Raw genomic sequence first — 19,627 nt, 5'->3', positions numbered from 1 at the left:
GCCTCACCGGGCGCCCTGTCACGGCTGTGTGGTGAGCCTGTGCCCCGTCTGTGAGTCCGCGTCCGGGCCGCCCGTGCTGTCGGGGGTGCCGGGCGCGAGCGGGAGCCGGACCTCGAAGACGGTCCGGCCGGGCCCGCTGCGTACGTCGACCCGGCCCCCGTGTGCGGAGACGACGGCCTCCACGATGGCCAGGCCGAGTCCGGTGGAGCCGGCCGCGCGGGAGCGGGAGGCGTCTCCTCGGGCGAAGCGCTCGAAGACGTGCGGCAGCAGCTCGGGCGGGATGCCCGGTCCGTCGTCCTCGATCCGGAGCAGGACGGTGGATGTTTCACGTGAAACGTCGGAGGCGGTGGACCGTGCGGGTCGTGCTGGCCCCACCGGTCGGAGGACCCCGGTCGACGCGGTGGATGTTTCACGTGAAACATGGGCGGTGACCGTGGTGCCGGGCGGGGTGTGGGTGCGGGCGTTGGCCAGGAGGTTCACCAGCACCTGCTGGATGCGGGCCGGGTCGCCCCGTACGAGCGCCGGCTCGTCGGGCAGGTCCAGCCGCCAGTGGTGGCCGGGGCCGGCCGCCCGGGCGTCGCTCACGGCGTCGACCACGAGCGGGGCCAGGTCGGTGTCGGTGTCGCCGGTGCCCAAGGGGCGGCCCGCGTCGAGCCGGGCCAGCAACAGCAGGTCTTCCACGAGGCCGGTCATCCGGGTGGCCTCGGACTCGATGCGGCCCAGCGCGTGCCGGGTGTCGGGGCCTGTCTCCTCGCGCCCCCGGCGGGTCAGCTCGGCGTAGCCCCGGATGGAGGCCAGCGGGGTGCGCAGCTCGTGGCTGGCGTCGGCGACGAACTGCCGGACCCGCATCTCGTTCTGTTGGCGGGCCGTGAGGGCGGAGGACACGTGGCCCAGCATCCGGTTGAGCGCCGCCCCGACCTGGCCGACCTCGGTACGCGGGTCCGCCTCGGCTTCGGGGACCCGCTCGTCGAGGGCGGGTTCGCCGCTGTGGAGGGGGAGTTCGGAGACCCGGGTGGCGGTGGCGGCCACCCGGCGCAGGGGCCGCAGGGCGACCCCGACCAGGGCCTGGCCGGCGAGGGAGGCCGCGATCAGCCCGGCCAGGGTGACGGAGACCTCGACCCCGACGAGGGTGTGCACCGTACGGTCCACGTCTTGGAGCGGGATGCCGAGGGCCAGGCCGCCATCGGGCGAGGTGCGCACCCGGTAGCCGCCGAGTCCGGGCAGGTCCAGCTCCACGGGCTGGGCCCGCCCCTGCGCGACCTTGCGGGCGGCTTCGGCGAGGGCGGCGGCCTGGGGCTCGGTGAGGGGGCGGACGTGGTCGAGGGCGGGGCCTTCGGCGGGCGAGCTGCGGGCCGTGCCGAGGACCTTGCCGTCGGAGTCGAGGCGGATCCCGACGGTGCCCTGGGGGTTTCCGGGTGACAGCACGAAGCCGAGGCTGTTCTCGCGGGCGGCCTTGCCCGCGCCGGGGCCCCGGGAGGCCATGTCGGTGGCGACCCGGAGTTGCTCGTCGAGCCGGTCCACGAGGTAGGAGCGCAGCGCGAGGGTGGTGACGGTACCGATGGCCGCGCCCACCACGGCGATCAGCGCCACCGCCGAGACCACGAGCCGGGTCCGCAGGGACCACGTCCGCCGCCGGAGCAGTCGGGTCGGACCGGACGCCCGACGCGGGACTGCGGAACGGGGGTGCGCAGAACGCGGGCGGGAGGGGCGCGGGCGGGAGGGGCGCGGAGCCACTACTCGGCCGGCTTGATGAGGTATCCGGCCCCGCGTCGGGTGTGGATCATCGAGGGCAGGCCGGTGCCGGCCTCCAGCTTGCGGCGCAGGTAGGAGATGTAGAGCTCCACCACGTTGGCCTGGCCACCGAAGTCGTAGGACCAGACCCGGTCCAGGATCTGCGCCTTGCTGAGCACTCGGCGAGGGTTGCGCATGAGGTAGCGCAGCAGCTCGAACTCGGTGGCGGTCAGGTGGACCTCCTGGCCGCCGCGCACCACCTCGTGGCTGTCCTCGTCGAGGCGGAGGTCGCCCACGACCAGGACGGAGCCCGCGCGGGCGGCCTGCGCCGTGCCCGAGCGGCGGACGAGTCCGCGCAGCCGGGCGACGACCTCCTCCAGGCTGAACGGCTTGGTGACGTAGTCGTCGCCGCCGGCCGTGAGCCCGGCGATCCGGTCCTCCACGGAGTCCTTCGCCGTCAGGAACAACACCGGGAGCTGCGGGATCTCGCGGCGCAGCCGGCCGAGCACCGCCAGGCCGTCCATGTCTGGGAGCATGATGTCGAGGACGACCACGTCGGGGCGGAACTCCCGCGCCGCCCGTACGGCGCCCGCCCCGTCGCCGGCGCTGCGGACCTCGCAACCCTCGTAGCGCAGGGCCATGGACAGCAGCTCGGACAGCGGGGCTTCGTCGTCGACGACGAGGACCCGGCAGGGCCCGCCGTCGGGCCGTACCAGGGCCGTCGGAGCACCGGTGGACGTGGACGCGTGGGAGGTGGTCGTCGCAGTCATGTCTTCACGTTGTCCACTGCCTCTGAGAGCGTTCTTGCCCCTACCTGTGAATCTCCTGAGAAACGCGGGAGGCGACGGATGGGGAGGAAACGGGTCAGAACGAGAGGCCGAAGAGCCGGGCTCCGTTGTCGTGGCAGACGGCGCGCAGCCAGTCGTCACCGAGTCCGAGGCGTTCGAGGGCCTCCAGTTGATGCTCGTAGGGGTAGGGGATGTTCGGGAAGTCGGTGCCGAGGAGGATCCGGTCCCCCAGGTCCGCGAGCCGTCCGAGTTCCCCGGACGGGAAGCCGCGGAACTGCTCGGAGAAGTCGGTGAAGGCCATGGTGGTGTCGAGGCGCACCTCGGCGTGGCGGTCGGCGAGGTCGAGGAAGTCGGCGTACTCGGGCATGCCCATGTGCGCGACGACCAGGGGCAGCCGGGGATGACGGGCCAGCAGCCGGGCGATGGGCTCCGGGCCGGTGTGCTTGCCGGGGACGGGACCCGAGCCGCAGTGGATCACGGTGGGGATCCCGGCCTCGGCGAGCAGTCCCCACACCGCGTCCAGCCGCTCGTGGTTGGGGTCGTAGCCGCCGACCTGGAGGTGCGCCTTGAAGACCCGGGCCCCCGCCTCCACGGCCCGCAGGACGTACGCGGGCGCGTCCTCCTCCGGGAAGAAGGTCGCGGTGTGCAGGCAGTCGGGGGTGCGGGCGGCGAACTCGGCGGCCCAGGCGTTGAGCCAGGCGGCCATCTCGGGCTTGTGCGGGTAGAGCATCGCGGTGAAGGCCCGCACCCCGAACTCGCGCAGCAGCGCCACCCGGCGCTCCTCCTCGTGCCGGTAGGTGATGGGCCACGGGACACCGGTGAGCGGGCCGACCGCGTCGAAGTAGTCCCAGACCTTGCTGAGGACCCGCTCGGGCATGAAGTGGGTGTGGACGTCGACCAAGCCGGGCAGCCCGAGCCGCTCCCGGAAGGCGTGGACCGCCTCAGGCGTCGTGGCCAAAGCCGTGACTCCGCTCCACGGTCGCGACGTGCAGGGTGTAGCTCTCGTACCAGTGCTCGCGACCCCGCTCCATGGCCGCCTGGTGCTCCAGGTCCTCCCGCCAGAGGGCCAGGGAACCGTGGTCGCGGAAGTAGGCGACCGTGATGCCGAGGCCACCGGGAGTGCGCGCCGACTCGTAGCCGAGGAAGCCGGGCTTCTCTCGGACGATCTCGGCCATCCGCGCGAGGGTCTCCGGATAATCGGCGTCCTCAAGGGTGCGGACACTGGTGAACACGGCCATCACATAAGGAGGTTCGAAGGCCCGAACGGGCTGGGTTCTCATGTGCACCACCCTCGCCGGCACGGCCTGGCGTGTCCACCACTATCCGGCCCCGCCGGCCAAAGGGATCCAAATTTTGACCTCTCGGTCAGAAGAGCCCGTCCTGCCCCGCGCCCGGATCGGATTCCCGGGGGATCTCCGCGGTCGGGGCGTCGGTCACCGCCCTCTCGTCGGCGGCGCCCAGTTCCCAGCCGGCCAGCAGTCGGGTGTCCACGACGAGCCCGTCGGCGAAGTGCAGGTCCGGTCCGGCCGCCGCGACGAGTCGGCCCGCCACGACGGCTCCGGGAGTCAGCTCCCGCAGCACGCGGGTCGGCGCCGCCGGCCCGGTGAGCGCGGCCAGTCCGTACGGTCCGGCGTGGTCGGTGATCTCGCAGCGGACCCGCTCCAGGGACTCCGGCCACCCCGCCTGTTCCCCGGCCCGCGCGTGCAGGGCGGCGACCTCCGCCGCCCGCTCGGGCTCCGGCACCAGCCGGTCCCGCACCGCGCGCTTACGGGCGTACGCGACCCGGTCGGGCACCCCGAGGGTGGCCCGCAGCAGTTCCTCGGTCCGGCGCGCGGACATCAGCGGGCCCCGCCCCAGCCAGGACCAGGTCACCGCCCCCTGCTCCAAGAGCCGGACCGGGCCGCGCTCCTCGGCGGTGATCCCCACCTTGACCAGTCCGGGCCCGAACCAGGCCAGGTAGACCCGATAGGTGCGCGGATCGTCGGCACGCGTGTCGGCGGCCACCGAGAAGGAGCGGTCCAGGCGGGCGCAGTCGGGGCACTGGGCGTTCCCGGCACGACCCGGCACGACCGCCCCGGTCGGACACGGGGTCCGCTTCCCGGCCCGTCGCACACCGGCACAGCGGCGCTCGCCCCGTGCAGTGAAGGCCAACCGCTGCCCGTAGGAGAGCGGGCTGCCGCGCTCGCCGCGCCCGTACCACCCGATGGCGGGGCCGCCCCCGCTCCACCGGATCCCGGTGCACGTCCAGCCGCCGCCGGAACTCACAGCGGCAGCGGCCGTTCGAAGAGCGTGTCCAACACCACGGTGGCCTGCGTGCCGCTGACTCCGTCGATGTTGTAGAGCCGGCGCAGGACGTCCTGGAGCTGCGCGGTGGAAGCCGTGCGCACCTTGACCATCACGGAGGCGCTGCCGGCGATGACGTGCGCCTCCTGGATCTCCGGGATCGCGGCGAAGTCGGCGCCGGAGTCACCCATCCAGGCGTTGGAGTCGACCATTACGTAGGCCAGCACCCCGCTGCCGACGGCAGCGGGGTCCACGTCGACGGTGGTCCGCAGGATGACCCCGCGCTCGCGCAGCTTGCGCACCCGCTCGTGGGTGGCCCCGGCCGACAGGCCGACGGCCGCGCCGAGGGCGGCGTAGGACTGGCCCGCGTCCTGCTGCAGGCGCAGGACGAGCGCCCGGTCGATGTCGTCCACGCCGTGTTCCTCCCGAGAGCGTCGGACCACCTCTCGGTCCTGCGGAGACAGTATCGGCTCCTGCTATCACGCCCTCGGGCCGAACGGGAATCGGTCAGCGGGCGACGAACTGGGTCAGGATCGCCTGCACCTCGTAGATGTCGACCCCCTTGGTGAAGGTCTTCTCGATCGGAGCGGCGGTGCCCGATATCCAGATCTTCAACTCGGCGTCGAGATCGAAGTGCCCGGCCGTCTCCACGGAGAAGTGCGTGATGCTCCGGTACGGGACCGAGTGGTACTCGACCTTCTTCCCGGTGATCCCCTGCTTGTCGATCAGCACCAGACGGCGGTCGGTGAACAGGATGGTGTCCCTGATCAGCAGGTACGCCGCGTGCACCTGCTCCCCGTTCCCCAGCAGCCGGGCGTAGTCGCGCTGCGCCGAGACGGGATCGACGGTGTGGGCGTTTCCGAACAGACCCATGGAGCTCCCCCTTCAAAGGTTCAAGGGCCGGTAGGGCCGGCCCCGCCTCCGCAGGCTATCCACGCCCGTGTCAAGGGAACGCAAGAGGCCCCCCGGCGAACCGGGGGGCCTCTTCGGCTGTGCACTCGGCAGGATTCGAACCTGCAACCTTCTGATCCGTAGTCAGATGCTCTATCCGTTAAGCTACGAGTGCTTGGGCTTCCCGGGGTTTTGCGCCCCGTTGGCCTTGCGAGAACAACAATACATGGACCTCGGCGGGACGCGAAATCCATTAGCCACACAGTGTCTGACCTGCGGAAACGGCCTGGAAGAAGATCGTCCGCATGGATCCGGCAGCGTCCTGGAGCCCGCCTGGCTACCCACGGCCAGGCGTTCGAAACCCTGGCGGGTGACCCCGGCCCCCCGAGCGGACGCGTCGAACCCTTGAACGCGTACCGAGGTGTGGCGAGACGCCTGGCGAAACGCGTGGAGTTAAGTCGGTGGCCCGCCCACCGCGCACCGTTCCCGCCCTGGGCGGCCCCTGGCCCCGGCCCCGGCCCCGGAACGCACAGAAGCCCCGGTCCTGGAGGACCGGGGCTTCGTCATGTGCGGAGGCGGAGGGATTTGAACCCTCGATGGGGCGTAAACCCCAAACCGCATTAGCAGTGCGGCGCCATAGACCGGACTAGGCGACGCCTCCAGCACACCCCCGCGTACGAAGGTGCGTGCAGATGATGACACAGCCTCGGGGCCGGTCACCAATCCGCCTCCACGGTACAAGGAGGCAGGGGCGCAGGGCAAAGCCTTAAGGACACGCAACGTCGGGGCGGGGCACGTCGTTGATGGGGGGTACGACGTACGGACGACCTGGAGGGCCCCATGCTGCGTCTCGCCGCCTTCGCCGTCACCTCGGCCCTGGCCGCCGTGGCGGTCGGACCGCTGCCACCCCTGCCCCTGGGCCGGCTGCTGTCCTCTCCCGACCGGCTCACCATCGCCATCTCCAGCAGCGGCAACCCGCTCCTGGACGGCGAGTACCGACTGGAGTGCCGGCCCACCGGGGGCGACCACCCGGAGGCCGCGAAGGCGTGTGCACGCCTGGACACGTTCGCCCGCGAGGGCAGGGACCCCTTCGCCCCCGAGGCCGAACGGGGCGTGTGCACCTTCCAGGACGGCGGTCCCGCCACGGCGCGGGTCACGGGAACCTGGCACGGACACAAGGTGGACGCCACGTTCCGACGCAAGGACGGCTGCGCGATCGACCGGTGGAGCAAGCTGGAACCTGTGCTTCCGAGTGCGCGTTCCTGACCAGGGCAGATGCGGCGGATGCATGGATTTCCCCCGGCATCCGCCACCTCGCCGAGGAACGGTGCCCTTAGACTCCTCCCGTGTCTTGCCGGTAGTCGTGGTCAGGGAGGAAGCTCGTCGTGAGCAGCAGGCCATCCCGAGGCGCTGCTCGCCTCGCAGCAATACTCGACGCACTTCCGGACGCGCTGTTGCTCGTCAACGCCAACGGCACGGTGGTGAACGCGAATTCGATCGCCCTTGAGGTGATGGAGAGTCCCGGAACCGGCCTCGTCGGCCGCGGGGTGCTCGACCTCCTTCCGGAGTTCGACTCCAAGTTGATCCCCGGTTCCATGCGTCGCCCCGGCGACGACGAAGAGGGGCGCGCCCGGCCCAAGCGGATGACGGCGCGCCGGACCGACGGCAGCGAGTTCCCGGTCGAGGTCACCGCCGCCCATCTCGACGGCCGTGACGCATACCGCGAGCCCCAGCCCTCCTACACCGGCGACGAACTGCTGATGCTCGTCGTACGGGACCTCTCCGAGACCGTGGACACCGAGGCCGAGCTGGCCCGTTCCCAGCGGCAGACCGAGATGATCCTGCGCGCCGCCGCCGAAGGCGTCATCGGCACCGACACCGACGGACGCGTGGTCCTGGTCAATCCGGCCGCCGCGCAGATCCTCGGCTACCGCGCCACCGACCTGGGAAACCGCGAACTGCACGGGCTGATCCAGCACTCGCGGGCCGACGGCTCCCCCTTCCCCTTCGACGAGTCCCCCCTCGCCGACACCCTGCGCAGCGGACGCAAGCACCGCGTCCGCGGCCAGGTGTTGTGGAACAAGGGCGGCCGGCCCGTCGCGGTGGACCTGACGACCTCGCCCGTACGGGACGGCGAGCTGCTCGTCGGCGCCGTCATGACCTTCACCGACCGGCGGTCCTACGACGCCCTCGCGGCGCGCCACGCCCAGTTGCTCGCCGTCCTCGGGGAATCCCTGCGCGGGCCCCTGGAGGAGTTGCGCGGGGAGCTGGCGACGCTCGCCGCCGACGACGCCGGTCAGCTGTGGCCCGAGGCCAACCAGCTGCTCCACCACCTGGCCGCCGGCTACTCCCGGATGACCACCCTGGTGGACAACGTGCTCGGCTTCCAGCGCCTGGACGCGGGCACCGACAAGCTCAAGAAGAAGAAAGTCCTGATCAACACGGTCGTCGCGGCCGGCATCGACGGCGCCGTCGAGCTGATCGGCCCCGGTCGGGCCCAGTTCGCCGTCCACGCCCCGACCATCGAGGCCGAGGTGGACGCGGCGCGGATCGCCTCGGCCCTCGCGCACCTGGTCGCGGACGTGGCCGGAGTGGACGCGACGGGCAAGACCGCGCAGGGCAGCGGCTACGGCGACTCCACGATCGTGGTCGCCGCCGCCCAGCGCGGTGACGTCGTACGGATCGAGGTGCGCGGACCCTACGAGGGCGGCGACCCGGTGCACGAGCCGATCGTGCGGGGCATCGTCGCCGCGCACGGCGGGGTCCTCCAGACGGTCGAGGTGCCGGGCGCGCCCGGTGGCGCGTACGTGCTGGAGCTGCCGCTCGGTTCGGGAGCCGGGGCGGTCACCGTGCCGGAGCCTGCCAAGGAGCCCGAGGTGGCCGACGGCGACCGGGGGGCTTCCGGCAAGGAGGCTCCGGGCGCGGGCGGTTCCGGCGGGCCGACCGGTCCCGGCGGACGACGGGCCCGACGCGGGGTCGATGCCTTCCTGGACGACGAGGCCGGGTCGGCGGGAGCCGCCGGGTCTGCTGCCGGGTCTGCCGGGTCTGCCGGGTCGACGGTCCGCGAGGGCGGGGGCGCGTTGGCGCTGCCGTCCGGGCGGCGCCGCGCGGACGGCACCCCGATCGGCCCCGAGGGTCTTTCCGGGCCGGGCGTCCGTCCCTCCGCGAGCCCCGCCGTCAGGACTTCGGGGAGTTCCGGTCCGGAGCTCGCGCAATCCCCGGTGAACCCTGCCGGGCTCGGTACCGGGCGCCGGCGCGGCCGTGACGGCGACGACGGCGGGGACTCCGGTCGACCGGGAGCCGGCCGGCCCGTGCCCCCGCAGGGCACCGCCATGCCGGCGCTGCCGCCCGTGCCGACGGTGCCCCCGGTCCCGGTGACCGAGCATCCGGCCGGACGCCGCCGGGCGCTGGGGCAGGCCGGTCCGCCCGCGCAACCCGGCGGGCCCGTGCCCCCGGCCGGCCGCGTGGCCCCCGCCGCGCCCCGACCCATCGCGCCCGAGGGTGGCTTCGCGCTCCCCGCCGGGCCGACCCCGGCCCCACCGCAGGCCCCCGCCATGGCCGGTTCGGCCCCCGCCCCCGGTGAGGGCGACGCCGACTCCGACACCCCGGGCGGGCGCCGTGGACGCCGCGTGCTCGGCGCGCCGCCGGCCCCGGCCAGTGGCCCGGCTCCCGACGCCGCGGAGGCCGACGAGGACCCCGCACAGGCGACCGGGCGGCGGCGCGCGCTGCCCGCTGCCCCCGCCTGGCCCGTTCCGGCGGCCCGGACCGCCGCCGAGGACACCGACGGCGCCGGACAGCCCGCCGTTCCCGGAGCCCGCCGGCCCGGGGACTCCCCGAGCGGCACGGCCCAGCCCATCAGCGTCCGCGCCCTCGGCACCCTGGGGCAGGGCATCTCCGTGGACCCCTCCGCGACCGACCCCGGCGGCTCCGGCCGTCGCCGTCGGCTCTCCGAACCGCTGCCCCAGGGCCGTGCCTTCGCCATAGGGGCACCCGAGGCGGGCGCCGCCGAGGGGCCGGAACCGCTGGACGGCCCCGGTGGCGCCGTCGAGGTGGTCAACCGCCCCGCGCCCCGACCCGTCGACGACGAGCTGCCCCCCGAGCCGCTGGACAACCCGCGCCGGCTGCTGGTGTGGCCCGCGCCCGACGCGCAGACACAGCAGGCCCTCAGCGACCGCGGCTACCGGCCGGTGATCGTCCACTCCCGCGAGGAGGTCGACGCCCAGATCGCGGCCTTCCCCGCCGCCCTGTTCGTGGACCCGCTGACCGGGCCCATCACCCGTACCGCCCTGCAGTCGCTGCGCCAGGCCGCGGTGGCGGCCGAGGTCCCCGTCCTGGTCACGGCCGGGCTGGGCCACGCCACGCGCGAGGCGGCGTACGGGGCCGATCCGGCCGTCCTGCTCAAGGCGCTCGCGCCGCGCGACAGCGAGCAACACCCCTCCCGGGTGCTGTTGATCGAGGAGCACGAGGAGATCGCCACCGCGCTGACCGCCGCGCTGGAGCGGCGCGGCCTCCAGGTCGCGCGGGCCGGCGCCGACACGGACGCGGTGGAGCTGGCGTCCCGGGTGCGACCGAACCTGGTGGTCATGGACCTGATGCAGGTACGCCGCCGACGGGCCGGGATCGTGGACTGGCTGGGTGCCAACGGGCTCCTCAACCGGACCCCGTTGGTCGTCTACACGACGTCCGGGATCGCCCCCGGCGACCTGCCGCGACTCGCCTCGGGGGAGAGCGTGCTCTTCCTCGCCGAGCGGGCCACGACGGCCGACGTCCAGGGCCGCATCGTGGACTTGCTGGCCAAGATCGGCACCAACTAGCCATTCTGGCCCGATGGCCATCACCCGTACGTCCGAGCAGACCGTCCCCGCCGACAACGGCGAGGTGAACCTGCTGATAGCCCGGCAGGTGGAACCCGGGCACGAGGAGACCTTCGACGCCTGGGCCCACGGGATCCTGGAGACGGCCTCGCGCTTCCCGGACCACCTGGGCTACGGCCTGTTCCGCCCAGCGGTCGAGGGCGGCCCGTGGTTCCTGGTCCACCGCTTCCGCAACCAAGAGGCGTTCCAGCGGTGGCAGGACTCCCCGGAGCGGGCCGAGTGGTTCTCGAACTGCCTGGGGCACCACCACACCGAGATAGCCCGGCGCGAACTGCAGGGGATGGAGACCTGGTTCGCCAAGCCGGGCACGACCCGGCCCGCGCCCCCCCGCTGGAAGATGGCGATCAGCTCGGGGCTGGCGATCTTCCCGATCTCGCTCGTGGGCAACGCGGTGCTCGGGCCGTTCCTGGTGGATCTGGACTTCTTCCTGCGCACGGCCGTCTTCACGGTCGTGTTCAGCACCCTGATGACCTACGTGGCCATGCCCGCGGTCAGCAGGCTGCTGCGGACATGGCTCACGCGCGGCTGACCGGACGGGCCGGGCGGGCGAGGGGGCGACCTCGACGGTCAGGCGAGGTGGGTGACGTCCAGCTCGCCGTTCGCGTACTGCTTGCGGACCACCTTCTTGTCGAACTTGCCGACGCTCGTCTTCGGAACCGCCGCGACGATCGCCCAGCGCTCCGGCAGCTGCCACTTGGCGACCGACTCGGCGAGGAAGGCCCGCAGGGCGACGTAGTCGACCGTGGCGCCCTCCTTGAGGACGACGGTGGCCAGCGGGCGCTCGCCCCACTTCTCGTCCGGCACGGCCACGACGGCGGCCTCGGCCACCTCCGGGTGGGCCATCAGCGCGTTCTCCAGCTCCACGCTGGAGATCCACTCGCCGCCCGACTTGATGACGTCCTTGGCCCGGTCGGTGAGGGTCAGGAAGCCATCGGCGCTGATCACGCCCACGTCTCCGGTCTTGAGCCAGCCGTCTGCGCTGAACTTGTCCTCGGGGCGGACCGCTACGGCGCCCACCCCTCCGTAGTAGGCGCCCGCGATCCAGTTGCCGCGCACCTCCAGCTCACCGGCGGACTCCCCGTCCCAGGGCAGGACCCCACCACCGGGACCGACCAGACGGGCCTCCACGCCCGCGGGGAAACGACCCTGGGTGATCCGGTACGGCCACTCCTCCTCGGCGCTCAGCCCGGCCGGCGGGTGCGCCATCGTGCCGAGCGGGGAGGTCTCCGTCATGCCCCAGGCGTGGCACAGCCGGACGCCGATCTTGTCGTACGCCTCCATCAGCGAGGGCGGACAGGCCGAGCCGCCGATGGTGACCTGCTTCATCGAGCTGAGGTCGCGGGGGTTCGCCGTGACCTCGGCGAGCAGCCCCTGCCAGATGGTGGGGACGGCCGCCGCGTGCGAGGGCTTCTCGCGCTCGATCATCTCGGCGAGCGGTGCGGGCTGGAGGAAGCGGTCCGGCATCAGCATGTTGATGCCGGTCATGAAGGTGGCGTGCGGCAGGCCCCAGGCGTTCACGTGGAACTGGGGAACGACCACGAGGGTGGTGTCCTTGTCCGTCAGGCCCATCGACTCGGTCATGTTGACCTGCATGGAGTGCAGGTAGATGGACCGGTGGGAGTAGACGACGCCCTTGGGGTCGCCGGTGGTGCCCGACGTGTAACACATGGCCGCGGCCTGGCGCTCGTCCAACTCGGGCCAGTCGTAGTGGTCGGAGCGGCCCTCCAGCAGCTCCTCGTACTCGTGGACCCGCACACCGAGGGCGGCGAGCGGGGCCCGGTCGCCGGGGCCCGAGACCACGACGTGCTCGATGGTGCCCATGTGCGGCAGCAGCGGTACCAGCAGGGGCAACAGGGAGCCGTTGACCAGCACCACCTTGTCGGCGGCGTGGTTGACGATGAAGGCCAGCTGCTCGGGAGGCAGTCGCAGGTTGAGCGTGTGCAGGACGGCGCCCATGGAGGGGATCGCGAAGTACGCCTCGACGTGCTCGGCGTTGTTCCACATGAGGGTCGCGACCCGGTCGTCCTGACGGACGCCGAGCTCGTCCCGCAGGGCGTTCGCGAGGCGGGTGGCGCGGGTACCGATCTCGGCGAAGCTGCGGCGGTGCGGCTCTGCCTCCCCGGTCCAGGTCGTGACCTGGGACTTCCCGTGGATCGTCATCCCGTGTCGGAGTATGCGGGTGACGAGGAGCGGTACGTCCTGCATGGTGCTCAGCAAAGCGTCCTCCCGGTGAGCGCTGCGGCGCTGCGGCGGCTATCGGATGGAGCCGATTCTGCGCACGTACCGGCCGGCATGTCACTACCCGGGAGTAGAAACGGGTCGGTCGATCACTCTCCGGGGTCGGGAGGCGTTGCTCGCCGGGCTCCGGTTGTGGCGGTGTTTCACGTGAAACACAGCAGCGGTGTTTCACGTGAAACACCGGGCGAGGTGGCGTGTTTCACGTGAAACAGGGGCCGGGTGGAGCCGTGGCGGGAGGGTCGGCCTCAGCGCACCAGGGTCAGTTCCGGGTCTTGGCGGAGCTTGACGAGCGCGCGGGAGACGGCGCTCTTGACCGTGCCCACGGAGACTTCGAGGAGTTCGGCGGTCTGCGCCTCGCTCAGGTCCTCGTAGTACCGCAGCACCACCATCGCCCGTTGCCGGTCCGGCAGCCGGGTCACGGCCCGCCACATCGCGTCCCGCAGGGCTTGGGCCTCCGCGGCGTCGACGGCCGGCGGTTCCTCGACCTCGGGGATCTCGTCGCAGACGAACTCGTCGACCTTGCGCTTGCGCCACTGGGAAGTCCGCGTGTTGACCAGGGCGCGCCGGACGTAGCCGTCGAGGGCGCGATGGTCATCGATGCGGTCCCAGGCCACGTACGTCTTGGCGAGGGCGGTCTGGAGCAGGTCCTCGGCGTCGCAGGGGTTCGCGGTGAGGGAGCGGGCGGTGCGCATCAGGACCGTGCCGCGGGTCCGTACGTACGCCGAGAACGACGGGTACGGCGTCGGGTTCGAGGCGAGCGGGCACACAGGCGTGGTCATGGCTCCACGCTAGGAGCGGGCGGCGCCCGTGGAATCGCCCGCAGGTGCCGAAGCGGGGTCCGTCTCAGGTTGTAGGTCGCCGCCGTGCCCGACCTCCTCCAGGTGGAGGAGACGGGGCGGGGTGGGACCCCGGGCCCGGGTCGGGCCGGGCCCCTCGGGGACGGCCCGACCCCTCTTGGACTGCGGGGGTCAGCCCTCGGCTCCGAGGACGAGTCCGGAGGTCGGGACGCCCGTCCCGGCCGTGACCAGCGCGTGGACGGCGCCGGGGACCTGGTTGACGGAGGTGCCGCGCAGTTGGCGGACGGCTTCGGCGATCCCGTTCATGCCGTGCAGGTAGGCCTCGCCCAGCTGGCCGCCGTGGGTGTTGAGGGGCAGTGCCCCGGCGGCGACGAAGTCGGCGGCCTCGCCGGGGCCGCAGAACCCGAACTCTTCCAACTGCATCAGGACGAAGGGGGTGAAGTGGTCGTAGAGGATGCCGACGTCGATGTCCGAGGGGCGCAGCCCGCTGGTCCGCCAGAGCTGGCGGGCGACCACGTCCATCTCGGGCAGCCCGGTGAGGTCGTCACGGTAGAAGGAGGTCATGGCCTCCTGGCGACGGCCGGCTCCCTGCGCGGCGGCGGTGATCACGGCGGGCTTGCGGCGGAGGTCCCGGGCCCGCTCGGTGGTGGTCACGACGATGGCCTGGCCTCCGTCGGTCTCCTGGCAGCAGTCGAGCAGCCGTAGCGGCTCCACGATCCAGCGGGAGGCGGCGTGGTCGGCGAGGGTGATGGGCTTGCCGTGGAAGTAGGCGGCGGGGTTGTTCGCGGCGTGCCGGCGGCCGGTGACCGCGACGTGGCCGAAGGCCTCGGGGGTCAGGTTGTAGGCGTGCAGGTAGCGCTGGGCGGTCATGGCCACCCAGGAGGCCGGGGTGAGCAACCCCCAGGGGAGCGCCCAGCCGAGCGCCGCGCCCTCCGCCGAGGCTTCGCGCTGTTGGACGCCGGAGCCGAACCTGCGTCCGGAGCGTTCGTTGAAGGCCCGGTAGCAGACCACGACCTCGGCCACCCCGGTGGCGACGGCGAGGGCCGCCTGTTGGACGGTGGCACAGGCCGCGCCGCCTCCGTAGTGGATGCGCGAGAAGAAGGACAGCTCCCCGATGCCGGCCGCCTGGGCGACGGTGATCTCGGGGCTGGTGTCCATGGTGAATGTGACCATGCCGTCGACGTCGGAGGGGGCGAGCCCGGCGTCGTCGAGGGCGGCGTGGACGGCCTCGACGGCGAGCTTGAGCTCGCTGCGGCCGGAGTCCTTGGAGAACTCCGTCGCTCCGATGCCGACGATGGCGGCGCGCCCGCCGAGGCCGTCGCGGTCGCGGACGCTCATGCCCCGGCCCCCAGGGTGACGGTCACGGTCCCCGTGACGTGGTGGCCGACGCCGTTGGCGCCGACGACCCGGATCTCGGCGGTGTCTCCGTCGAGGGCGGTGACGGTGCCCGACAGGGTCATGGTGTCGCCCGGGTGGTTGGGCGCGCCGAGCCGGATGGCCACCTTGCGCAGGACGGTGTGCGGACCGAGCCGGTCGGTGATGTACCGGCCGACCAGGCCGTTGGTGGTCAGGATGTTCATGAAGATGTCCGGGGAGCCCTTCTCGCGGGCGATCTCCGCGTCGTGGTGCACGTCCTGGTAGTCGCGTGAGGCGATGGCGCCCGCGACGATCAGGGTCCGGGTCACCGGGACCTCCAGCGGCTCCAGTGCGTCGCCGACGTTCACGTGTCGTCCCTCTCCGTCGCGGGGGTCACGGTCGCCAGTACGGCGCCCAGTTCGGCGAGCAGCTCGCTGCCGCAGCCCAGGTACGCGTCCAGTTGGCGCCCCCACAGGAAGTGCCGGTGGACGGGGTGGTCGAGATCGGCGCCCATGCCGCCGTGCAGGTGCTGGCCCGCGTGCACGACCCGTTTGCCCGCCTCGGAGGCCCACCAGGCCGCCGTGAGGGCGTGCTCGCGCGCCGGGAGCCCCGCATCGATGCGCCAGGCCGCCTCGTAGGCGGTGACCCGGATCGCCTCGGTGTCCATGTGGGCGTCGGCTGCGCGCAGCATGACGCCCTGGTTGGTGGAGAGCGGCCGGCCGAACTGCTCGCGGGTGGAGGTGTACTCGACGGCGCGGGCCAGGGAGCCCGCGCAGACACCCGCCTGGAGGCCGGCGAAGGCGGTGCGGGCGGCGGCGAGGGTGGCCTCGTACGCGGTGGTGTCGGGGGCGGGGTGGGTGTCCGGGGCGGAACCGGTGCCCGGGGCGGGTGGGGAGCCCGGGTCGCCGAGGCGCTCCGCCGGTGTATCCGTGAGGGTGAGCCGGCCCGCGGACCACGGCGCCGTGGTCTCCACCGGCCGCGTGACCACCCCGGGCGCGTCGGTCCGTACGAGCCACAGCGCCCGGTCGGCGTCCGGGACCAGGACGTGGGTGGCCTCGCGCAGCCAGGGCACGACGGGGGCGGTGCCGGTGAGGCGACCGTCGGGCGAGGCGGTGATCCGGCCGCGGTGCGGGAAGGCGCCGGTGGCCACGGCCTCTCCGGTGCCAAGGGCCGGCAGAAGTCGGGCCCGCTGTTCGGGGCTCCCGTGGGCGGCGACCGGGAGGAGACCGTAGACGCAGGTGGCGGCGTACGGGACCTGGGCGGTGGTGCGGCCCTGTTCCTCCAGGACCAGGACCAGGCCGAGCAGCCCGATGTCCTCGACGGCGGCGATCAGTCCGGCGGTGGTCAGTGCCTTCCACAGTTCGGCGTCGCTGCCGGTGCCCGCGCCGGCGAGGCGTTCGTGCGTGGCGAGGTCGCGGAAGATCCTGGCGGCGAGATCGACCGCCTCGGTCTGCTCCTCGGTGGGGTGGAAGTCCATGTCAGCCGGCCTCTCCTCGGAAGACGGGGAGTTCGAGGGAGTCGTCGACGCGCAGGAACTCCAGTCGGACCGGGAGGCCGATGCGGACCTTGTCGTAGGGAACGCCGGTGATGTTGCCGATCACCCGGACTCCCTCGGCGAGTTCGACCAGGGCCACCGCGTACGGGGGGTCGAAGGCCGGGAAGGGCGGGTGGTGCATGACGACGTACGAGAAGACCGTGCCCGCGCCGTTCGCCTCGACGGTGTCCCAGTCGGGCGAGGCGCAGGCGTTGCAGCCGGGCAGCCAGGGGAAGCGCAGGGTCCGGCAGGCGGTGCAGCGCTGGATCAGCAGCTTGTGGGCGCGGACCCCGTCCCAGAAGCCCTGGTTGTCGCGGTTGATCACGGGCCGGGGTCGCCGGGCCTTGGGCGCGGGCTCCGCCGCCCGGACCTTCCCGACCGCGGCCGGGGCGTACTTGAGGATGCGGAAGCGGTGGGTGCCGGCGAGTTCCCCTTCGGCGTGGACGTCCATCCGGGTCGTCACGAAGTACCCGGTGCCGAGCTTCGTGGTCTTGCGCGGGGAGACCGACTCGATCACGGCGTCGAAGGTGACCGTGTCTCCGGGGCGCAGCGGGCGGGCGTACTCCTGCTCGCAGTCGGTGGCGACGACGGAGGTGCAGCCCGCGCCGTCGAGGAGGGCGAGGAGTTCGTCGTAGGCGGAGGAACGCCCGGTGTGGCCGGAGAGGCCGCCCATCGTCCAGGCCTGGAGCATGGTGGGCGGGGCGATGGCGTCCGGTCCCGTGTAGGCGGGGTTGGTGTCGCCCATCGCCTCGCACCAGTGCCGGATCATCGGCTCGTTGACCTCGTCCTTGGCCCGGCCGCCGGTGGCCGCCGGCCGGCCCTCGAACTCCTTGAGGAGGGTGTGGAGGCGGTCCTCCTCCGCGGACGCGTGGGTCATCGCTTCCTGCCCTTCATCCCGAGCCGCATCATGGCGACGATCTCCCGCTGGACCTCGCTGACCCCGCCGCCGAAGGTGTTGATCTGGGCGGCCCTGTTCATCCGCTCCAGTTCTCCGCCCGCGAAGGCCTCCGGCCCCCTCAGGAGGGCCTCCTCGCCGACCGCCTCCTGGCAGATCCGGTAGACCTCGACGGTGGACTCGGTGCCGAGGAACTTGACCCCGCTGGCATCGCCGGGAGCCAGGGTGTCCGCGCCGACGTCCTGGACGAGGCGCCAGTTCAGGAGGCGTACCGCGGCCAGCCGGGCATGGGCCTCGGCGAGCCGGGCCCGCACCCAGGGCTGGTCCGCGGCTCGCTCCCCGGTGGCCGGGTCGGGGGTGCGGGCGTGGGTGAGGGCGGCCTCGTAGAAGTCCTCCGCCTGCATGCCGATGGCGGCGAGGGCGACTCGTTCGTGGTTGAGCTGGTTGGTGATCAGGCCCCAGCCGCCGTGCTCGGGACCGACGAGGTGCCCGGCGGGGACGCGGATGCCGTCGTAGTAGGTCGCGGTGGTGGTCAGTCCGCCGACGGTCTCGATCGGGGTCCACGCGAAGCCGGGGCTGTCGGTGGGCACCAGGATGATCGAGATGCCCTTGTGCTTGGGGGCCTCGGGGTCGGTGCGGCAGGCCAGCCAGATCCAGTCCGCGTTCTGTGCGTTCGACGTGAACACCTTCTGCCCGTCGACGAGCCAGTCCCCGTCGGGGCCGCCCTGGCGGACGGCTCGGGTGCGCAGCGACGCGAGGTCGGTGCCGGCCTCGGGCTCCGAGTAGCCGATCGCGAAGACGATCTCGCCCCGGAGGATGCGGGGCAGGAAGTAGTCCTTCTGCTCCTGCGTGCCGTACTTCATGAGCGTGGGGCCGACGGTGTTGAGGGTGACCATGGAGACGGGGGCGCCGGCCCGGTAGGCCTCGTCGAAGAAGACGAACTGCTCGTCCGGTCCTCGGCCTTGGCCCCCGTACTCGACGGGCCAGCCGAGACCGAGCAGCCCGTCCGCGCCGATGCGGCGCAGAAGGGCGCGCTGGGCGTCCGGGTCCTGGGGCACCCCGTCCGGCAGTAGATCGTGGAAGTACTCGCGCAGTTCGGCACGCAGCCGCAACTGGCCTTCGGACGGGGCGAGATGCACGGCGCTGGCCTCCAGCCATCACATCGGACGAGTGGACCTGACTGTCCGTCAGATTCGGTCACGATGTCAAGGTCGGGGCGGGGCGAGCACACGGAGAGGCGGACGGGTTGGGGGCGAGCGGCGAGGCGGTCCGGAAGGGCGTGGGAGCGCATGCGGCAGGGCGCCCGCACGACCGGACCCCAGCCGGTCCGGTCGTACGGGCGCCCTCAGCGATCAGCGGGGGTCAGGGAGCACTCACCACCAGGGGAGGAAGTTCACCGCGATGTTCGAGTTGGACTGATGGATCTGTGTGAAGGCCGAGCCGTTGACCTGCGCGTTGTTGTTCTGGTTCGACGCACCGGAGCCGGTGGCCACCTGCTGCGAGGTCGAGGAGTTGCCGTGGTTGTTGCCGCCCACACCACTGCCGATGATGCTCGCGACGCTCGCATTCGATCCGTCGTTCGCGAAGGAACCGTTGTCGGCCGAGGCCACGCCGCCGAAGAGGGCGACGGCGAGGGGCAGGGCGGCGACGGCGGTGATGACGCGGGCGGTACGGATGCTTGCCATGTCTTGATCCTCCATGAAACCGAAGTCGGGTATGCGTCAAGGCAGTTGGCCGACCGCCTCGATCGTTCCGTGTTGCTGCGACGTCGCGAGACCAGAGTTGCCCACCGAATCCCCGGCGAACCACCCCGGAGGCCCCCATTCCCCCGCAAGCATGAGCAACATCGAATAAACCCCGATCAAGCCCCGCCACCGCCGGTCGGCACCACGAACCCGGCCGGAACCCTTGCCACGCAAGGGGCGAATCGTTCCGCCAAACCAACCGGCACCGGACATGCCGAAGAGGGCCGCGTCGTCCGGGAACCCCACCGTCTCCCGGGCCTGCGGCCCTGTAATACCAAGCTCCACGCCCCCTGCGCGCCCCCGACGTCCGCCGGGGCGATCCCTCCGTGCCCCACTCCCGGGGGCACTGCGCGGCGCGATCCGCGGTCACGACCGACCGACCGGGCTCCAGCGCCTACGACTCGTTTCGCACTCGTGCTTGTGCTTGTGCTTGTGCTGCTTCTACCGCCTCTACCGCCTGCCATTCACGTCACCTGAGTTGCCCGCACTGCCTGA

General features: G+C 72.4%; 18 protein-coding genes and 2 tRNA genes. 3 read left to right on the top strand and 17 right to left on the bottom strand.

Annotated elements, in window-relative coordinates; genetic code table 11:
- Positions 1–18 precede the first annotated feature (18 nt).
- The 9 genes from ACIOD1_RS19070 to ACIOD1_RS19030 form a co-directional block, all read right to left on the bottom strand.
- A complete protein-coding gene (locus ACIOD1_RS19070; RefSeq protein WP_401903565.1) occupies positions 19–1,641 on the bottom strand; it encodes a sensor histidine kinase in 1,623 nt (540 codons plus the stop codon).
- A 92-nt stretch (positions 1,642–1,733) separates the two neighbouring features.
- A complete protein-coding gene (locus ACIOD1_RS19065) occupies positions 1,734–2,501 on the bottom strand; it encodes a response regulator transcription factor (RefSeq protein ID WP_365622086.1) in 768 nt (255 codons plus the stop codon).
- Between the two features lie 94 nt (positions 2,502–2,595).
- Positions 2,596–3,477, bottom strand: coding sequence for an amidohydrolase family protein (locus tag ACIOD1_RS19060; RefSeq protein WP_401903475.1), 882 nt, complete (start codon positions 3,475–3,477; stop codon positions 2,596–2,598).
- Positions 3,461–3,799, bottom strand: coding sequence for an antibiotic biosynthesis monooxygenase (locus ACIOD1_RS19055; RefSeq protein WP_365622080.1), 339 nt, complete (start codon positions 3,797–3,799; stop codon positions 3,461–3,463). Before ACIOD1_RS19055 ends, ACIOD1_RS19060 begins: the two co-directional genes overlap by 17 nt.
- An 85-nt stretch (positions 3,800–3,884) precedes the next feature.
- The gene (locus ACIOD1_RS19050) at positions 3,885–4,784 is read right to left on the bottom strand and encodes a DUF2797 domain-containing protein (RefSeq protein ID WP_401903473.1); all 900 of its coding nucleotides are present in this window, start codon (positions 4,782–4,784) and stop codon (positions 3,885–3,887) included.
- Positions 4,781–5,215 (bottom strand): Lrp/AsnC family transcriptional regulator, encoded by a 435-nt coding sequence (locus tag ACIOD1_RS19045; protein ID WP_365622074.1) that lies wholly within the window; start codon positions 5,213–5,215, stop codon positions 4,781–4,783. The genes ACIOD1_RS19050 and ACIOD1_RS19045 overlap by 4 nt, the downstream gene beginning before the upstream one ends.
- A 94-nt stretch (positions 5,216–5,309) precedes the next feature.
- The gene (locus ACIOD1_RS19040; RefSeq protein ID WP_365622072.1) at positions 5,310–5,675 is read right to left on the bottom strand and encodes a PH domain-containing protein; all 366 of its coding nucleotides are present in this window, start codon (positions 5,673–5,675) and stop codon (positions 5,310–5,312) included.
- 120 nt (positions 5,676–5,795) lie between these two features.
- Positions 5,796–5,868 (bottom strand) — tRNA-Arg (locus tag ACIOD1_RS19035).
- 395 nt (positions 5,869–6,263) lie between these two features.
- A tRNA-Ser gene (locus ACIOD1_RS19030) sits at positions 6,264–6,354 on the bottom strand.
- 179 nt (positions 6,355–6,533) lie between these two features.
- Between ACIOD1_RS19030 and ACIOD1_RS19025 the strand changes: the two genes are divergently transcribed.
- From ACIOD1_RS19025 to ACIOD1_RS19015, 3 genes are all read left to right on the top strand, one after another.
- Positions 6,534–6,959, top strand: a complete 426-nt coding sequence (locus ACIOD1_RS19025; protein WP_365622069.1) for an SSI family serine proteinase inhibitor — start codon at positions 6,534–6,536, stop codon at positions 6,957–6,959.
- 119 nt (positions 6,960–7,078) lie between these two features.
- Entirely contained in the window at positions 7,079–10,507 is a 3,429-nt protein-coding gene (locus tag ACIOD1_RS19020) for a PAS domain-containing protein (protein WP_401903471.1), read from the top strand.
- A 13-nt stretch (positions 10,508–10,520) separates the two neighbouring features.
- Positions 10,521–11,096 (top strand): antibiotic biosynthesis monooxygenase, encoded by a 576-nt coding sequence (locus ACIOD1_RS19015; RefSeq protein ID WP_365622063.1) that lies wholly within the window; start codon positions 10,521–10,523, stop codon positions 11,094–11,096.
- 38 nt (positions 11,097–11,134) lie between these two features.
- Here the strand turns inward: ACIOD1_RS19015 and ACIOD1_RS19010 are convergent, their stop codons facing one another.
- The 8 genes from ACIOD1_RS19010 to ACIOD1_RS18975 form a co-directional block, all read right to left on the bottom strand.
- Complete coding sequence (locus tag ACIOD1_RS19010; protein ID WP_365622060.1) at positions 11,135–12,784, bottom strand: long-chain fatty acid--CoA ligase; 1,650 nt, start codon at positions 12,782–12,784, stop codon at positions 11,135–11,137.
- Between the two features lie 266 nt (positions 12,785–13,050).
- The gene (locus ACIOD1_RS19005) at positions 13,051–13,584 is read right to left on the bottom strand and encodes a SigE family RNA polymerase sigma factor (protein ID WP_401903467.1); all 534 of its coding nucleotides are present in this window, start codon (positions 13,582–13,584) and stop codon (positions 13,051–13,053) included.
- A 189-nt stretch (positions 13,585–13,773) separates the two neighbouring features.
- On the bottom strand, positions 13,774–14,940 hold the full coding sequence (locus ACIOD1_RS19000; protein WP_401903465.1) for a lipid-transfer protein: 1,167 nt from the start codon (positions 14,938–14,940) through the stop codon (positions 13,774–13,776).
- Positions 14,937–15,326 (bottom strand): acyl dehydratase, encoded by a 390-nt coding sequence (locus tag ACIOD1_RS18995; protein ID WP_365622051.1) that lies wholly within the window; start codon positions 15,324–15,326, stop codon positions 14,937–14,939. Before ACIOD1_RS18995 ends, ACIOD1_RS19000 begins: the two co-directional genes overlap by 4 nt.
- Complete coding sequence (locus ACIOD1_RS18990; RefSeq protein WP_401903463.1) at positions 15,323–16,435, bottom strand: acyl-CoA dehydrogenase family protein; 1,113 nt, start codon at positions 16,433–16,435, stop codon at positions 15,323–15,325. Before ACIOD1_RS18990 ends, ACIOD1_RS18995 begins: the two co-directional genes overlap by 4 nt.
- A 1-nt stretch (position 16,436) precedes the next feature.
- Complete coding sequence (locus ACIOD1_RS18985) at positions 16,437–17,369, bottom strand: bifunctional MaoC family dehydratase N-terminal/OB-fold nucleic acid binding domain-containing protein (RefSeq protein WP_401903461.1); 933 nt, start codon at positions 17,367–17,369, stop codon at positions 16,437–16,439.
- Positions 17,366–18,526 carry an acyl-CoA dehydrogenase family protein gene (locus ACIOD1_RS18980; protein ID WP_365622042.1) on the bottom strand — a complete coding sequence of 387 codons (1,161 nt, stop codon included), beginning with the start codon at positions 18,524–18,526 and terminating at the stop codon, positions 17,366–17,368. The genes ACIOD1_RS18985 and ACIOD1_RS18980 overlap by 4 nt, the downstream gene beginning before the upstream one ends.
- 234 nt (positions 18,527–18,760) lie before the next feature.
- On the bottom strand, positions 18,761–19,072 hold the full coding sequence (locus tag ACIOD1_RS18975) for a hypothetical protein (protein WP_365622039.1): 312 nt from the start codon (positions 19,070–19,072) through the stop codon (positions 18,761–18,763).
- Positions 19,073–19,627 lie beyond the last annotated feature (555 nt).

The sequence above is a fragment of the Streptomyces sp. NPDC088097 genome, from assembly GCF_044741845.1.
Lineage (GTDB): Bacteria > Actinomycetota > Actinomycetes > Streptomycetales > Streptomycetaceae > Streptomyces.
Note: the sequence above shows the minus strand (reverse complement) of the source record. Positions and strands in the feature narration are given on the sequence as shown.

Coding starts and splice junctions, on each gene's coding strand:
- ACIOD1_RS18975 (WP_365622039.1), bottom strand. CDS start 19,072: ATGGCAAGCATCCGTACCGCCCGCGTCATCACCGCCGTCGCCGCCCTG.
- ACIOD1_RS19065 (WP_365622086.1), bottom strand. CDS start 2,501: ATGACTGCGACGACCACCTCCCACGCGTCCACGTCCACCGGTGCTCCG.
- ACIOD1_RS19000 (WP_401903465.1), bottom strand. CDS start 14,940: ATGAGCGTCCGCGACCGCGACGGCCTCGGCGGGCGCGCCGCCATCGTC.
- ACIOD1_RS19040 (WP_365622072.1), bottom strand. CDS start 5,675: ATGGGTCTGTTCGGAAACGCCCACACCGTCGATCCCGTCTCGGCGCAG.
- ACIOD1_RS19025 (WP_365622069.1), top strand. CDS start 6,534: ATGCTGCGTCTCGCCGCCTTCGCCGTCACCTCGGCCCTGGCCGCCGTG.
- ACIOD1_RS19005 (WP_401903467.1), bottom strand. CDS start 13,584: ATGACCACGCCTGTGTGCCCGCTCGCCTCGAACCCGACGCCGTACCCG.
- ACIOD1_RS19015 (WP_365622063.1), top strand. CDS start 10,521: ATGGCCATCACCCGTACGTCCGAGCAGACCGTCCCCGCCGACAACGGC.
- ACIOD1_RS18985 (WP_401903461.1), bottom strand. CDS start 17,369: ATGACCCACGCGTCCGCGGAGGAGGACCGCCTCCACACCCTCCTCAAG.
- ACIOD1_RS19055 (WP_365622080.1), bottom strand. CDS start 3,799: ATGAGAACCCAGCCCGTTCGGGCCTTCGAACCTCCTTATGTGATGGCC.
- ACIOD1_RS18990 (WP_401903463.1), bottom strand. CDS start 16,435: ATGGACTTCCACCCCACCGAGGAGCAGACCGAGGCGGTCGATCTCGCC.